Below are 14,801 nucleotides of genomic sequence, written 5' to 3' on the forward strand. Positions count from 1 at the left end.
AAACATTGGATGTGAAGGCAGTTCTTAGTCTCACTCAAAAAAGTAATTATTTTAATAAGTCATAGGATTCCAAAGCAAATAAATAGGCAAACTTGAACTCTGGGATGTCTAGATCATGCTTTATGAGTTCTTTAATCTTCTTTATCCGGTAACTTACAGTGTTAGGGTGGACAAACATTTTTTTAGCGGTCTCTTTCACTACACAATCGCATATAAGGTATTCGTGGAGGGTGTTTATTAATACATCTCCATTTTCTTCATCATATTTTTTAAGATCAAGGAGGAAATCATCGCAAAAATCCTTAATTTTAGTGGTATCCTGAATCATGGAAAGAATGCGATGAATACCAATTTCCTCAAAATGAAGTAAGTTACCTCTCCTGCCATAACATTTTTTCACTACAGACAAAGCAGTGCTTGCTTGTTTAAAGCTTTTTCCTGTCATTTCTAGGCTAGGAAAGGCTCCCCCAATTCCAATGCTAAATTTATTCACTCCAAATTGATTCGATAATTCTTCCAGGGCGCTAAACATGGTTTGTTTGACTAGTGATGTTATTCCCTTAATCTGATTGGGCTGAAAAGAAACTAATAATGTGAATAACGATCCATTGTTGCCAATCAGCACCTGGTTAAAGTATTTATTTAAGTGTTTCTTAATGATCATGGTTATGAGATCTTCTGAACGTTCCCAAAAATAATTATTTTCAAGATTAGGCTCAGTATAATCTACAAGTATGGCAATCATGGGGTTCGATAGATTTACATTAAGAAAATCATATTCGAATACAATTTGCGTGTGAATTCGTCCGTGAATAATGTCTTCAATAAGGGCCAAGTTCTTTTTTCTATAGGTTTGCTGATTGAGATACTGTTTCATTAGTTGAAGCGCTATGGCAGTTGAAGAGTTTTTCAATATCATTAAATCTTTCGTTGAATACATTTGATGACTTTCTAATAAGGAAATAAACCCGTATATTGTTTTGTTTGAAAAGATTGGAATCATATAATTTCTGATATTTCCTAATTCAGGTCTATCAATATAGGTTTCAAGAGTTTGTTTTTTATCGCCGCTTTTAATTTTTTTATAAAAGTTTGATTTCATCACATTTTGCCTAAAATCATTGCTAATTCGTTCCTTGAGAAGAGGGGAGTCGAGATGAGACTGGATATCACCTTCGACATTACCGAAAGCAATTACGTTGAGTTTGGCATCCTCTATGATGATAGTATTGCCAACTAATTCAGAGATTTTATTCACAAGGGTTTGTACAGTGTTGTTTTCCAAAACAAGGTTAATTAAATTCCTTTGGATGTCTTCAATTAGTTCCATTATTTTAACGCGCTGATCTGTTAAGAAACTCATAAATGATTCAATGATTACCGGCCAAGTAACTTCATGATCAAGTTCAATGATAGGGAAATTATGCTTGTTAGCGCATTCAATAATATTTTTTGGCAATACCCCGAGAAAACGACTCGTTTTAATAGCCAAAGCAGATGCGCCGTTTGCTATTAATGATTCGATCCACCGATTTTGTTCTAACTCAGTGTTACTAATAAAAAAGGCCGTTGAACAGACGAGTTCGCCTCCCCTTAACCAGTTGGCGGAATCAGGAACTTCTGCGATAGTAATCGTTGTGACCTCACGTAACAAACCATTCTCACCAGCTAAAATATTATATTTTTGAAAAACGTCAGACTTAAGGACATCTTGGATTGTAATCATATACATCCTCCTAGAATGTAAAACACTGATAAAATAATTGTTTTTAGTGGAATATAATTGATTATAGCCCAAATTGTGAATTAAGTATATAAATTGAATTCTTTGTTTGTTATGAGATCACACTATTATTAGAAATATTATACTGAACCCTATGGCTAGCGTAACATCGAATTGGGCCCAGTCGCAATAGCTTTTGCGCTAGAAATTTTGACTCTTATCATTCTTCCTGTACTTATCAATGTTCCAAGAGTAGCTGTGTCAAAAAAACCTTACTAGAATGTAAGTCTGCCGGAAAAAGTGTAAGCGAGGATGGGTAACTCCACTAATATCCCGCTTTTCGCTTTCTGGACGGCCATAACGGCCCCGGTCTTCGCCGTTTTTTACGTCTTGGCGAGGACGTATTATAAGATTGTGGGTTAAGACATCGAGTTCCGAAATATTCAAAAGTATCTCTTGTTATACCTTGATCTTCTATGTCTAATTTACCTTGAAAATCAATGTATATTTATAGGGAGGTAGCTTTATGAAAATGGATAAAGGTTTAATCTGTGGGAGTACCAATCTCTTGCTTCTATCGTTGTTAAGCGAGTAGGATCGATATGGTTATGAAATTAATAAAGAGCAGGAAGCACGTTCTGATAAAACCTTTCAATTTAAAGAAGGGACTCTTTATCCTGTGCTCCATAAGCTTGAAAACAATGGCTTAATCACCTAGTATATGACTAAAGGCGAGACAGGCAAAGAACGTAAGTATTATAAAATAACGAGTAAAGGTCAAAAGCAGCTTGCAGAAGAGAAACAAATCTGGGAAGCTTTCTCAGTTTCAGTCGACAAAGTAATAGGGAGTAACGTACATGTCTTCTCCTGAGATACACCAAGAGCAATCAGGATAAGAATCGCAATTGCAATGATCCCAACGCCGACAAAACTACCATATCTGCCGCAGCCGCCGCCCATTCCATAAGAACCCATTCCGTACATAACATGACCTCCTACCAACTTTTAATTTAGTTAAGCTTAGAACACGATGCCCATAGCGATGAGTAAAAGAATGATTGCAACTACTATTGCAATACCTTCGAATCTCTCTTCATGACGTTCACAGCCAACACCATATACCATTTGAATGTCCTCCTTGTAAGATAGATATTGGGTTAAGGTTATAAAACCTACCCGAACGTTCTTTGAAACCATAATCCTTATTGTTCAGATGAATGAGCTGACACTCTACGTAACCAATATCGCTAAACCTCTGGTATAATCATTTTTGGTCAGAGAGATAGATGTGCGTTCCTCCTGGATCCCTCTTTTGAGGCTTATCCGTGAAAAAGCGTGTCACTCCACAAGAATGGTTCGATGTTTAGCTGGTTGGGTCACGTTCTCGTGTTACCCGTTTCAAATGCAAGGTTGTTGACATTCTTTTTTAGTGGATGCTCTGATTCATCTGTTGAAAGGTTGTGTTAATTTGTCCCAGTTTCTTCATGATTTTGTTGTTGGAATCGATGTTTCTTCTGAATTCTCAATCGTTGCAATGCTCGCTCCCTCCGGGGAACTAATCCGCAAACCTTTTCGGATTGATCATAATCCTGCTGGCTTTCATAAACTGCTCGATATCCTAAAAAAAGAAGAAGAGCGGTTAGAACGAAAGCCCATCTACTTCGTAGAATCTACGGGTATCTTTCATTTACCACTCTTCTTCTTCTTGAGGTCGAATGACCTCCAAGGTTTTGTGCTCAACCCCTTGAGTGTTCATTCTATCAAAAACTTTGACTTAAGAAAAGTGAAAAATGATCAAAAAGATGCTGAAGCGATTGCTAGGCTTGCTAAATACCAAGATGTTAAGTTTTCTCTGGTTCCTGAGCCTCAAATTCTGGCTCTACGCATGATGACCCGAGAATATTATGCTTTGTCGGATACCCTCACTGAGATGAAGAATAGGCTATGCACCGATCTCTATCTTCTTTTCCCAGGATTCCTTGATGTGTTCTCTAATATCTTTGGCAAAACAGCTTTAACCGTTCTGAAAAAGTTCCCTTCACCGCGAGCCATTCAGGCGGCTGATACAGAATCGCTAACTTCGCTTATTTCGAAAATCAGTCGTAAGGGTACGGCTTGGGCCGAAAAGAAGGTGAACTTACTCAAGGACTGCGCGCAGCTTGCCTCATCCATGCCTCATGAGTTCTCTTTGCTGGATGCTAAGATCAAAGTCCATATCGATGGGATCAAAAGCATGCAGGCCAGTTTAGACGGGATTGTAAAGCAAATTCATGCGATGATAGACTCTGAGCTCTTTCCTGCTGATGCCAAGCGGAATATTGAGCTTCTTGATGGCATACCCGGTATTGGCTTTCTAACGGCTGCTACGCTCATTGCGGAGATGGGAGACTTCAGTCTTTTCAAGTCTGCTAAGGCCTTTACAGCCTTCTTTGGGATTGATCCATCTGTCAATCAGTCTGGAAAATTCCAAGGTGACAGAAACAAAATCTCTAAGCGTGGCACACGGATAGGGAGAAGAATTCTGTTTACCATCGCTATGGCTTCCATTCGTACAACGCGCAAAGGTGATGAGATTAATCCGGTTCTGCGAGAATTCTACGCGGCAAAATGCGTTAACAAGAAGAAAAAGGTAGCTCTCGTAGCCGTAATGCATAAACTTCTCCACTACATCTTTGCTGTTCTTCGTGACCAGAAACCCTTTGAGATCAGGCAACCTAAGGATCATCAATCCTGGAGAAATACAAAGCTCAGTCAAGCACCTGCGGCTTAAACATCTCTTTGTTACATGGTTGTAAGTTTGCCCGTGTCAAGGGTGATGCGAGGAATACCGGAGGCCCTTAGGCCGAGGATATGCTCGCCATCATCCCATTGACACGGAACAACACCAGAAGCTTGAAGACGGCAAAGTCTCTTAAGCCCCAAAGTATTACCCCATATTAAAGAGAGTTTGCCTGGCAAGCGCCGAGCGTTTCGTTCCCTCATACATCGATTTGGTCATTGTTCGGATTTTTCAATGGCTTGGTTTCCTGTACCCATTTTTTCTTGGACCTTGAAACTAATCTTTTTTACATTACACCTTGACTTTAATTAGCTGGTCTTTACATTAAGATAGTATATAGTATGCTTTGTCTACAATATGGTAATTGCTCAGGCGGTGATGCAGTTGAATTGCAAGTTATATGATCCGATAGATAAAAAGGAGAAGGATAATTGTATCAACTGCAGGCGTTGAAGAGTGGGAAGAAGTGTGAGCATGAGGCGGAACCATTGGCTGATGAGCGGAAGTGATATGGGAATTATTAAAGCAGGAAATCTCCTGCCCTTTGCGAAAATAGGGTTATGAGTGACTTTGCTTTCATGAGGGGGAATTCAGCATGGACTTTTTACACCATCATATTTGTCCCCGAAATTGTTACGATACCTGCAGCATCATAAGTACAACCCGCAATGGCCGGCTGGTATCGATCGAGGGAAACCCTGCCCAGGGCTATACCCGAGGAAAGCTCTGTTCGAAGGTTATGGATGAAGTTCAGAAAGTCTATAGCCCTCACCGGATCAAATACCCCCTGCGACAACGCAAGAGGTATTCTGGCCGATGGGAGCGGATTGGCTGGGATGAAGCATTAGATACCATTAGTCAGCAGATTCTCTCCATCAAAGAAGACTATGGGACGACTCTACCCATTGCCCATAATAAATACTCTGGCAACTTTGGAGTCATGCACAATGCTCTAGAGGCTTTTATGACAGGTCTTGGTCCTACGACACGAGCGGTAGGTTCACCCTGCTGGTCGGCAGGAGTAGATGCCCAAGCTTTTGACTTCGGTGCCTTTTTTTGCTCGGATCCTCTAGATATGGAACAGGCAAAACTGATTTGGATATGGGGAGCAAACCCAGCTTGGAATGCCGTCCACCAGATGCCCATTGTCTTTCGAGCTATGGACAAAGGTGCTAAGGTGGTTTGCTTCGACACTCATTTCACAGCCACTGCAGCTCGGGTTGACCAGTTTGTCCAAGTCAATCCCGGAACGGATGGACTGCTGGCTTTGGGCATGGCCAAGATTTTAGCTGACCATGACCTCCTCGACCGTTCATTGCCGGAATACTCCTTGGGGCATAAGGAGTTTATCGATTACCTTAACCAAGAAATAGATATTAAGGAATGTTCTCAAATCACGGGGGTCCCTTTACGCACTCTCGAAGAATTGGCTTTAGAATATGGATTGACTAAGCCCGTATGCATCTGGGTAGGTTTTGGGCTCCAACGTTATGCCAACGGAGGACAGAATCTTCGGGCCATCGATGCTCTCGGAGCCTTAACCGGGAATGTTGGCTGCTCAGGTGGTGGAGTTCAGTATGGGCAAATGGAAACTTGGCGTTTTTCCGGCCCCTTATCCCATGCCCGATGCGGCCATCCTCAGGATCGGAATCTGGATATTAACCAATTCCCCGTACTTGCCTTAAAGGCTGATCCTCCCGTGAAAATGCTCTGGCTTGCCGGTCGCAACCCTCTTCAGCAAGATGGCAACCAAGCCGAGTGGCAGAAGATTCTTGAGGGACTGGATCTAGTGGTTGTTAGTGACCTCTTTCATACCCGGACGACCTTGGCAGCGGATATAGTTCTCCCGGTGACTACTCATTATGAACACTGGGATCTAAATGCAAGCTACTGGCATTATTACGTCGGAATTAATGAACCGGCTATTGAACCCGTAGGAGAAGCTCATTCGGATTTGCAAATAGCTTGGGATTTATCCAAACGGCTTAACCAGCTTGCCCCAGGAAGCTCAGCTTTCCCTACAGAAGGCTCGGAAAAAGAGGTTGTACTCCAGGCATTAGGGGCAGAGATGCTAGAAATGCTTGACCTCGAATCTCCTATGGAACTACTAAAAGGTCCCCTAAGAGTAAACCTTCCGGCGACAGCTTGGCAGGAGCGGAAGTTCCGGACTCCCTCAGGAAAGTATGAGTTTTATTCTGAAAAGGCAAAAGAGCAAGGATTACCGGCTCTACCCGTTTGCCGATTACCTCGCAAACCTCCACTAGAAACTCCGCTGCGACTTCTTACCCCCCATCATAGCTCGGGGCTGAACTCTCAGGGGTATCGCTTTGACGCCGCCGAGGGAAGCAATGCCGAAGATAAACCACCATTGATAGCGAGGCTTAGTTCTGGGACTGCGGGGATGTATTCTTTGAAAAGCGGAGATAGGGCAGTCTTATGGAATCAAGGGGGGACTTTACCCGTAGCCATAGAAATAGAGCAGAGTATGGCGACCGGGGTTGTGATTGTCTATCAGGAGAATCTCTGTGATGTAAAAGCCTCACATCCAAACCTTCTCAACCTTGGAGCCTTAACGGATATGGGAAACTACGCTACAGGGGCCTATGGATTAGCTTTGAATGATATTTTTGTGGGGATTCGCAGGGCTTAATTACCGCATTGAGATGAGGAGGGGAGATATGGCGAAGCAATTGGGCTTTTTCCTGGATGTGAATCGCTGTTTGGGTTGTGGAACATGCATCAAAGCCTGTGCTAGTGCTAACCGTTTGCCAACCCCCTTAACATGGCGCAAATTAAGGCAAATGGAAGATGCAAAAGTTGACCAGGGTCAGATTTCGCATTTTTTCCTCTCCACATCTTGCAATCACTGCGCGAACCCCGAGTGCATGAGGGTTTGTCCTTCCGGTGCCTATGCCAAACGGCGTGATGGGATCGTGCTGCATTATCCTGACAAATGCATTTCCTGTAAATCCTGCGTGGCCTCTTGCCCTTTTGGCGCACCACAGATCAACCCACAGACTGAAAAGGCTGGCAAGTGCCAGCTTTGCTATGAGCAGATCGATCGGGGAAATCTGCCCCATTGTGTTCAGGCCTGTGTGACGGGTGCACTACAGCTACGGGAGATTTATGGCAATCCAACCGATAAGCTCTTAAGGCTGACTGCTCCCACTCCTACATTGCGTCTCACGAGACCCTCCACTTTTTATTATCCGCCAAAGGGGACAAGGATCTTTTAGTAAGAATAGATAAAAGAAATTAAAGCAAGATTAGACAAATATGAGGCTATTATACGGAACGAAAAAGCCCAGTCTTTTGTAGAAAATTACAAAGAACTGGGCTATTTGTTGTAGATTATTACAAAGAGCTTATAAGCACTTCATTTGATAGGCCTTAGCAGGGATGAATGTTATTACTTACATTGTACCTGCCTGTACAAGTAGGTGTCAACATAATAATTTGGGACGATATTCTAAATATATAGAGTCTCGACTCTGAGATTTCATGGATTCATGCATTCGTGCATTCATGCATTCGTGCATAAGAGCCTCTAAAGAGCCTGAGTCGTTATGCTTTTAAGTTAGAACGAGATAAGCAAGAACAGCTACCCCAACAATAATGGACTCGGGGATAATCAGCATACGCAAAACTTTGCTTAGATCGGATTTGAAATAATCAACGGTTAGGGATAGGCAGAGGTGCATGGGGCTTAACATCGTTCCTGCTGAGCCAGCCATAAAAACCAGAGTTACCAGCGGTAGACTTACCTGTCCTCCGGCGGCAGCCATCACAACCGGAAAAGCGATACCGATATAAGAGCCGGTCTGCCCGGTTAAGAAAGCGATGAGAAAAGCAATTAAAGCGAAGATGAGAAATTCCGGCACAGGAAGTGTGCCTAATAAGGCCGGCAATTCATCGAAGGAACCGACTGTTTCCATGACCTGTTTGAAAAGCATAATTCCCCAAATCATAACCAAAGTTTTAATTACTATTGCTTTGCGAACTATTTCGAGGAGCTCAGATAAAGTAAATCGATGCTTTAGAATGAGTACAACAAGTACAGAAGCTATGGCTAAGGTAATGGGTGCTTTTGCCATAACAAGGCTAACGACAGCTAGGACGGGTAGAGTGCTAAAGAATACATCTTTGATTAATTTCTGCCGATTACCCTTGGCACCATCTTGAGATGTTGTCGCACCAGTTGGTTCGGTAACCGCTGTTAATTCCTCATCAACCTTGATGCGGAAGAGAAAGGGAAGTCCAAGAAGAATGACGAGGAGTCCAAAGGGCATAAGCCCTAAAAGTACACGAGGGAGTGGAATGCCCGTAATATTGGAGACAAGAAGAACGCCCGTATAGATAGGGAGAAAGTACTCCCAGATATGACGGTAATAAAAGTTAATGAAGGTTTTATCAACAGCAGAGACGCTTTTGCCAACGGACTGTTCGACTAAGGGTGCCGAAAAAAGGGCACCTCCAGCGCTGGGCATGAGTCCGATAAAGGCAGGAATGATAGCCATTACAATCCGACGATCCTTTATTAAGGATGTTAGAGCATTGAGCATACGTTCTAGATAACCCTGTCGACGTAAAATAAGCTCGAGAATCATAATTAAGGCCAAAATAACTTCGATTTCTATGGTGGATGGATCCTTCGTTGCATCCCACACAATTTTTGCAAATCCAGGCAAATCAGTGCCGAAAAGAAACGCTAAAACCGCAGAAGCTCCGATGACAACGTAAACTAAAGGAATCTTTCGCCAAAGTAGAATCATCATTATTACGAATACAATCAATAACTTTGCAGCAGCCATCTCAGAATCCCCCTCATATCAGAATAATACAACAATTAGACTGCATTTTTTACTATTTTGTCAATAGTTTTTGCAAGTATAACTTTTCACCTTGTATCATTAGCCCTCTTCACTACAAATTCCTTAAAACCAGTTGCCGCAGGAGACATATATCCCGATTTATACCCTAGTTTAAATAGAATATAACCTAAAGACTCTTTTAAGGAACGTCGGCATTGGCCGGCGTTTTTAATTTTTCAGTCAGAAAGTATAACTTCGTTGCATACCTTCCTTCTGCATAAGTGCAACTAGGCAGCCGCTTTCGCCAGAGGCTAATAAGGTCGAAGACAGTGTCTTCGGCGCCAGCCAAGTTTTCTTTATTAGAAAGGACAAGTTTCATGGAGAAATGTAGAATTCTTTGCGTAAATGGTTAGAATTACCATGGGGGAGTTGACTACAGATGCAAAAACCGTAAATAATCGCCTCTTGCTAGCAATGACCCGGACCGATAGAACAGACATGAAAGAAGTGACAGACTATTGAAAGGTGAAATCACCATAGGAATACCTAGAGCTTTTTTATTCTTTAAATACCAATACCTTTGGCAAATTTTTTTTGCAGAATTAAACTGCCCGGTGATTATAAGCCCGGAAACAAACAAGAGAATATTGAAAGACGGCATTGATTCTTCCATCGACGAAAGCTGCCTTTCCGCGAAGATCTATATGGGCCATCTCTCCTACCTAAGAGGGAAAGCCGATTACATCTTGGTTCCTCGGATCGTCGGCTTTGGCAAAAATGAAGTCGTTTGTACCAAATTCAATGCTCTCTACGATATCGTCAAAAATACTTTTAAAGATGTAAACCTGCTCAGCTATAACGTAGATATGGCTAACCGTGAAAGTGAATGGAAAGGCTTCATGAAGATGGGCAGGGAACTGGGCAAAAACCCTGTCCAGGTATTAAGGGCCTATCTTAAAGCCAAAGCAATCCAAGCCAAGCAGGAACACCAGTTGACTGCTGAGCAGGAGAGCCTAATCCGGACAGAGGACAAGCTGAAGATCCTGATCATTTCCCATGATTATAATACCTACGACAAGGTGGTGGGTTATCCTATTATCAAGTGCCTTAAAAGCTTGGACAGTGTGCCTATCTATGCCAATGCCGCCGACAAAAAGAAAACCTCCCTAAAGTCAAGGTTCATCTCAGACGCCCTGTACTGGACCTTCAACAAGGAGCTCATTGGTGCGATCCATCATTATCAGAAGGAAGTAGATGGGATAGTTTTTATTTCGACCTTCCCCTGCGGTCCTGATTCTCTGGTCAATGAATTGTGCCTGAGGAAAATTAAAGGAGTTCCCATGGCCAATATCATCGTGGATGAGCTGCAAGGAGAAGCGGGCTTACAAACAAGAATTGAAAGCTTTGTCGATATCATCAGGGAGAGGAAAAAAGCCGGGAGGGAAGCGCACATTGGCTAGCCAGGAAAAGATCATAAGCTTTCCTCATATGGGAAATTATCATATCGCCATCGAATTTCTAATCAGACATGTCTTAGAAAACATTCAGGTTCTAACCCCGCCCCCCATTACCAAAAAAACCCTGGAACTGGGAGCCAAGCACAGTCCGGATTTTGTGTGTGTGCCCTTTAAATATAACCTGGGCAACTATCTTGAAGCCCTTGATGGAGGAGCTAATCTCTTGGTGCAGTCCGGCGGTGGCTGCCGATTTGGGTATTATGGTGAAATCCAGGAACAGATCTTAAGAGATCTGGGCTATGATTTTGAGTTCATTAGCATTATCGACAACGAAAATGTCAATCCCTTGGCCTTTTTCAGCCGCTTTAAGCGGTTGAATCCCCAGCTGTCTTTTGCCCGATTCGCTTACTACTTTTACTTGACCTTTAAAATGATTGAGGCAATGGATACCATCGATGCCACTATTCGGGCCAACATTGGTTTTGCGGTCCAAGAAGGTAGCTTTGAAAAGTTGCAAAAGGAATTCCTCCAGAAGCTTCCCTCAGTGAATGGCTTCAGAAGTTTGGACAGGATCTATCGCCATTACCATGCTCTATTCCGCCAGCTGGAGGTCAATAAACCTGCAAATCCCATCAGGGTCGGAATCGTCGGAGAGCTCTATACCCTCATGGAGCCTTTCAGTAGCTGTTTTATCGAAAAGGAACTGGCTAAAAAAGGCATCCAAGTCACCCGGTTCATCACCGTATCCTATTTACTGCGTCATCATCCCAAATCAAGTGATTTGCTGAAGTGGGCGGGGAAATACCTAGAGTATGAAATCGGTGCCGATGGCACAGATAGTGTGGCCCGGGCGAAAATGCTGGCTGAAGCCGGGTATGATGGAGTCATCCATATCAAGCCTTTCGGGTGCACCCCAGAGGTCAACTCCATGCCCATGATGCAGAATATCAGCAATGATTATAAGATGCCGGTCCTGTACTTTAGCTTCGATGCCCAGACTTCGGAAACCGGTGTGCACACAAGGCTAGAAGCGTTCCATGACATGCTGATGATGAGAAGGGAAGCGAACACATGGCAAAATGTTATTTAGGAGTGGACAGTGGCTCCATTTCTACAAAGGGTGTAATCGTTGATCAAAACAATAAGATATTGGCTGAGAAGTACCTATGGACGGAAGGGAATCCGGTGGAGGCTGTGAAAGAAGTAATCGGGGGTCTCCAGACTCAAATCGAGGGCAAGGATATCCGGGTTAAAGCCGTGGGCACCACCGGATCGGCTCGACGCTTGGTCGGTGCTTTACTCAATGCTCAAGTGGTTAAAAATGAAATTACCGCCCATGCTGTGGGAACCTTATCCGTCTATCCCGAGGTCCGGACTATTTTTGAAATCGGCGGTCAGGATTCTAAGATTATTCTTGTTGAAGACGGTATCGTGGTGGATTATGCCATGAATACCTTATGTGCCGCCGGAACAGGTTCCTTCCTGTCCTCTCAAGCCAAGCGTCTGGGGCTGGAAGTTGAGAAATTTGGCGAGTTGGCTTTGCGCTCCCAGAATCCCACCAAAATTGCGGCCCGCTGTACGGTTTTTGCTGAGTCCGATATGGTGCACAAGGCTCAGATCGGGCATAAGAAAGAGGATATTGTAGCTGGGTTGTGCAAAGCGGTCGTGGCCAATTACCTGAACAATGTGGGCAAGGGCAAACACACCAAAGCCCCGATTGTTTTCCAAGGGGGAGTCAGTAAAAATGTCGGGGTGATTAAAGCCTTTGAGGAAGCAACGGGAGAGACGATCCATGTGGATCAGCATGCACACTTAATGGGAGCCTTAGGGGTCGCCTTGCTTGCTAGAAGCTCCGGCCAAGAGCAGGATTTTAACTTCAGTATGACCGAGATGCAATTTGATACTCGTGGGGTAGAATGTCAGGGGTGCCCCAATAACTGTGAGGTCATCTGTGTTTATAGGAATGACGAGTTGATTGATGCTTGGGGCAACAAATGCGATAAGGGAGCGGTACGAGGCAATAAGGTACCGGTGGGCAAGGAAGCGCCGGTTGTTAAAGATGATGTCATGGTGTCTTGATAGGGGAACAAATTCTTTGTTTTCTTCGATGTCCAATGGGATCCTCACAGATGAGATTAATAAAGCATGGGCAGGCATGACGACAAGGCAGTACAAAACTTTAAAGTGAGAAAAACGAGACCTCAGTCTCGTTTTTCTTTTGCCCATCCTAGTTCAGAGGGGGGTCATAAAGGTCTTCCGTCGAGGTGCCTACGATCAGCGCATCTCGTTTGGAGCCTAGCTCGCCACTGGAAGTCATGAAAATATTCTTCGCGAGGATCGTGTTCATCACAGCTTCCACCTCAGTTTTCGTCAGGTCTTCCTTGGGATTGGCCACGGTGATAGTGACGCTTTTCCCACTGGTCGTGGTAAACGCCAACTGAAGCACTTTCGTCGTAGTGATTGCCATTGGTATCACCTCCCTAAGGTTTAATACAAGTGGAGGATTACTCCTCGACTAAGTCAAAGTTTTTCCTAAGGATTGTCTGGATCACAGGATGAATGCTCAAGCTGAATAAAGCGGCCGCTACATCATAGATGTCTTGATCTAAGGCGTCAGCTTTAATGTCATTTAGGCTCTTCTGCTTGATCACCGGCGCACCGGCCGGAGTTTCCCCAGCTTGATATTTTATAACCACAGTGGATCCCAAAGGGGTAGCATTAACTGCCATATCGTCACTTCCTCTCCCATTGATTGACGGTGGCCTTAGATAGCCTGTCTGTCTATCATATGTACGGGCAGGGGGCTAAGGTTCCATAAAAACGGGGTCAGAAAAATATAGGGAGGTTTAGAGACGGCGGTTCGGTATAGCCTGTCCCAAATACGAAGGCGCCTTCGTATTTGGGACAGGCTATTATAAACGAGCTTTCACCCTCGTGGACATGATTCCATATAATGAAAATAAATTCACCAATAAAAGGGTGTGAAGTAAGTATGGGTGAATTACTGACAGAACGAACGCCACTCGTTATCGCGTCTGAAATCAATACCATTAAATATCAAACTGGAAAAATCCTTTTAACCAGTGCCATAGAGGTTGGCCGCCGCTTGAAGGAGGCCAAGGGCCTGCTTCCCCATGGGGAATGGCTGAATTGGTTGGAGGAATCCGTAAATTATACAGAAAGAACGGCCCAGACGCTGCTACGCATCTTCGATGCCTATGGGAGCCAACAGCTCGCTTCTGCCGACGCGGCCTCTCTGAACGCTCAGGACCCCAACGCGGATTCGCTGAACACTGCCTCACGCAGAGTAGTGCCATCAGCCCTTACAGCCCAAGCTCAAGCACAGCCTATCCTAAACTATACCCAAGCGCTTATCCTCTTGGGAGTGCCGGAAGAAGAGCGGGCTCAGTTCATTGCTGAGCTGGACCTAGAAAGCATGACCACCCGTGAACTGCAAAAAACAGTTCAGGAGCGATGCCAAGTGATTGAGGAACGGGATCTGGCCGTGCGGGAAAAAGGAGATCTCTCAATGACACTGGAGGATCAGAAGGAGCAGATCGACAGGATGGCCAAGGAGCTGGCAAGTCTGAAGTCGAAGGCTCAGGAATTGAGCAAGTCTCATGCAGAAGCCATGGCTAAAGCTGAGAGGCTGAGCCTAGAATTGAAATCTCAGAAGCAGAATACCTCGGCCAAGGCCCTTACAAGAATGACCAACAACCTTACAGCAGCCTATCACAAGGCCAAAGCTAATCGGATTGCTTTTTTATATGAGAGTATGGATCGGAATTTCAAGGACCTGCTTAGTGAGCTGAAGGAGTTCGAGGACAAGGAACCGGACACCTATGAAGTGTATAAGAAGAAGATCGTTGATTTCTTGACAGACGGGTTAAAGGGGCAGATGTAAAGCCGGCAGGAGGCAGGATTAATGCTAGTCTTCAAGTGAGCGGGGCCATGGGCGTCGCTTGTTTGGCTTGCCCTTGTAAAATGCTGATCGATCAGGATGGCGGTGATGCAAGTAGGTAGGGGCTAGG

General features: G+C 44.1%; 13 protein-coding genes and 1 pseudogene. 8 read left to right on the top strand and 6 right to left on the bottom strand.

The features are described 5' to 3' along the window. Window positions 1-46: 46 nt before the first annotated feature. Entirely contained in the window at window positions 47-1,726 is a 1,680-nt protein-coding gene (locus tag DESDI_RS02455; protein WP_015261053.1) for a PucR family transcriptional regulator, read from the bottom strand. 523 nt (window positions 1,727-2,249) lie between these two features. Here DESDI_RS02455 and DESDI_RS17490 point away from each other — a divergent pair. Further along, window positions 2,250-2,594 (top strand): annotated as a pseudogene (locus tag DESDI_RS17490) (PadR family transcriptional regulator). On the opposite strand, the gene DESDI_RS02460 reads toward DESDI_RS17490, so the two are convergent. Next, a complete protein-coding gene (locus DESDI_RS02460; protein ID WP_041219225.1) occupies window positions 2,501-2,707 on the bottom strand; it encodes a hypothetical protein in 207 nt (68 codons plus the stop codon). The pseudogene DESDI_RS17490 and the gene DESDI_RS02460 sit on opposite strands and share 94 nt — an antisense overlap. Before the next feature lie 484 nt (window positions 2,708-3,191). On the opposite strand from DESDI_RS02460, the gene DESDI_RS02465 reads away from it, so the two are divergent. Further along, a complete protein-coding gene (locus tag DESDI_RS02465; protein ID WP_015261055.1) occupies window positions 3,192-4,493 on the top strand; it encodes an IS110 family RNA-guided transposase in 1,302 nt (433 codons plus the stop codon). An 11-nt stretch (window positions 4,494-4,504) separates the two neighbouring features. Here DESDI_RS02465 and DESDI_RS17775 read toward each other — a convergent pair whose 3' ends face one another. Continuing rightward, window positions 4,505-4,705 carry a hypothetical protein gene (locus DESDI_RS17775; protein WP_156801096.1) on the bottom strand — a complete coding sequence of 67 codons (201 nt, stop codon included), beginning with the start codon at window positions 4,703-4,705 and terminating at the stop codon, window positions 4,505-4,507. 392 nt (window positions 4,706-5,097) lie between these two features. On the opposite strand from DESDI_RS17775, the gene DESDI_RS02470 reads away from it, so the two are divergent. Further along, the gene (locus DESDI_RS02470) at window positions 5,098-7,152 is read left to right on the top strand and encodes a molybdopterin-dependent oxidoreductase (RefSeq protein WP_015261056.1); all 2,055 of its coding nucleotides are present in this window, start codon (window positions 5,098-5,100) and stop codon (window positions 7,150-7,152) included. 28 nt (window positions 7,153-7,180) lie between these two features. Beyond that, complete coding sequence (locus tag DESDI_RS02475; RefSeq protein WP_015261057.1) at window positions 7,181-7,738, top strand: 4Fe-4S dicluster domain-containing protein; 558 nt, start codon at window positions 7,181-7,183, stop codon at window positions 7,736-7,738. Window positions 7,739-8,074: 336 nt separating this feature from the next. On the opposite strand, the gene DESDI_RS02480 is transcribed toward DESDI_RS02475, so the two are convergent. Continuing rightward, window positions 8,075-9,313, bottom strand: coding sequence for a DUF401 family protein (locus tag DESDI_RS02480; RefSeq protein ID WP_015261058.1), 1,239 nt, complete (start codon window positions 9,311-9,313; stop codon window positions 8,075-8,077). 518 nt (window positions 9,314-9,831) lie between these two features. On the opposite strand from DESDI_RS02480, the gene DESDI_RS02485 reads away from it, so the two are divergent. The 3 genes from DESDI_RS02485 to DESDI_RS02495 are packed head-to-tail and all read left to right on the top strand — an operon-like array spanning window position 9,832 to window position 12,849. Then, window positions 9,832-10,773, top strand: coding sequence for an acyl-CoA dehydratase activase-related protein (locus tag DESDI_RS02485; protein ID WP_015261059.1), 942 nt, complete (start codon window positions 9,832-9,834; stop codon window positions 10,771-10,773). After that, window positions 10,766-11,860, top strand: coding sequence for a 2-hydroxyacyl-CoA dehydratase (locus DESDI_RS02490; RefSeq protein WP_015261060.1), 1,095 nt, complete (start codon window positions 10,766-10,768; stop codon window positions 11,858-11,860). The genes DESDI_RS02485 and DESDI_RS02490 overlap by 8 nt, the downstream gene beginning before the upstream one ends. After that, window positions 11,842-12,849, top strand: a complete 1,008-nt coding sequence (locus DESDI_RS02495; RefSeq protein ID WP_015261061.1) for an acyl-CoA dehydratase activase — start codon at window positions 11,842-11,844, stop codon at window positions 12,847-12,849. The genes DESDI_RS02490 and DESDI_RS02495 overlap by 19 nt, the downstream gene beginning before the upstream one ends. Window positions 12,850-12,997: 148 nt before the next feature. Here DESDI_RS02495 and DESDI_RS02500 read toward each other — a convergent pair whose 3' ends face one another. Continuing rightward, window positions 12,998-13,237 carry a DUF2922 domain-containing protein gene (locus DESDI_RS02500; protein ID WP_015261062.1) on the bottom strand — a complete coding sequence of 80 codons (240 nt, stop codon included), beginning with the start codon at window positions 13,235-13,237 and terminating at the stop codon, window positions 12,998-13,000. A gap of 37 nt (window positions 13,238-13,274) precedes the next feature. Beyond that, window positions 13,275-13,499 (bottom strand): DUF1659 domain-containing protein, encoded by a 225-nt coding sequence (locus tag DESDI_RS02505; protein ID WP_015261063.1) that lies wholly within the window; start codon window positions 13,497-13,499, stop codon window positions 13,275-13,277. A 263-nt stretch (window positions 13,500-13,762) separates the two neighbouring features. Between DESDI_RS02505 and DESDI_RS02510 the strand changes: the two genes are divergently transcribed. Further along, entirely contained in the window at window positions 13,763-14,674 is a 912-nt protein-coding gene (locus DESDI_RS02510) for a DUF3102 domain-containing protein (RefSeq protein WP_015261064.1), read from the top strand. The last annotated feature ends 127 nt before the right edge of the window (window positions 14,675-14,801 follow it).

Source organism: Desulfitobacterium dichloroeliminans LMG P-21439, assembly GCF_000243135.2.
GTDB lineage: Bacteria > Bacillota > Desulfitobacteriia > Desulfitobacteriales > Desulfitobacteriaceae > Desulfitobacterium > Desulfitobacterium dichloroeliminans.

Coding starts and splice junctions, on each gene's coding strand:
- DESDI_RS02455 (WP_015261053.1), bottom strand. CDS start 1,726: ATGATTACAATCCAAGATGTCCTTAAGTCTGACGTTTTTCAAAAATAT.
- DESDI_RS02460 (WP_041219225.1), bottom strand. CDS start 2,707: ATGTACGGAATGGGTTCTTATGGAATGGGCGGCGGCTGCGGCAGATAT.
- DESDI_RS17775 (WP_156801096.1), bottom strand. CDS start 4,705: ATGAGGGAACGAAACGCTCGGCGCTTGCCAGGCAAACTCTCTTTAATA.
- DESDI_RS02470 (WP_015261056.1), top strand. CDS start 5,098: ATGGACTTTTTACACCATCATATTTGTCCCCGAAATTGTTACGATACC.
- DESDI_RS02475 (WP_015261057.1), top strand. CDS start 7,181: ATGGCGAAGCAATTGGGCTTTTTCCTGGATGTGAATCGCTGTTTGGGT.
- DESDI_RS02480 (WP_015261058.1), bottom strand. CDS start 9,313: ATGGCTGCTGCAAAGTTATTGATTGTATTCGTAATAATGATGATTCTA.
- DESDI_RS02495 (WP_015261061.1), top strand. CDS start 11,842: ATGGCAAAATGTTATTTAGGAGTGGACAGTGGCTCCATTTCTACAAAG.
- DESDI_RS02500 (WP_015261062.1), bottom strand. CDS start 13,237: ATGGCAATCACTACGACGAAAGTGCTTCAGTTGGCGTTTACCACGACC.
- DESDI_RS02505 (WP_015261063.1), bottom strand. CDS start 13,499: ATGGCAGTTAATGCTACCCCTTTGGGATCCACTGTGGTTATAAAATAT.
- DESDI_RS02510 (WP_015261064.1), top strand. CDS start 13,763: ATGGGTGAATTACTGACAGAACGAACGCCACTCGTTATCGCGTCTGAA.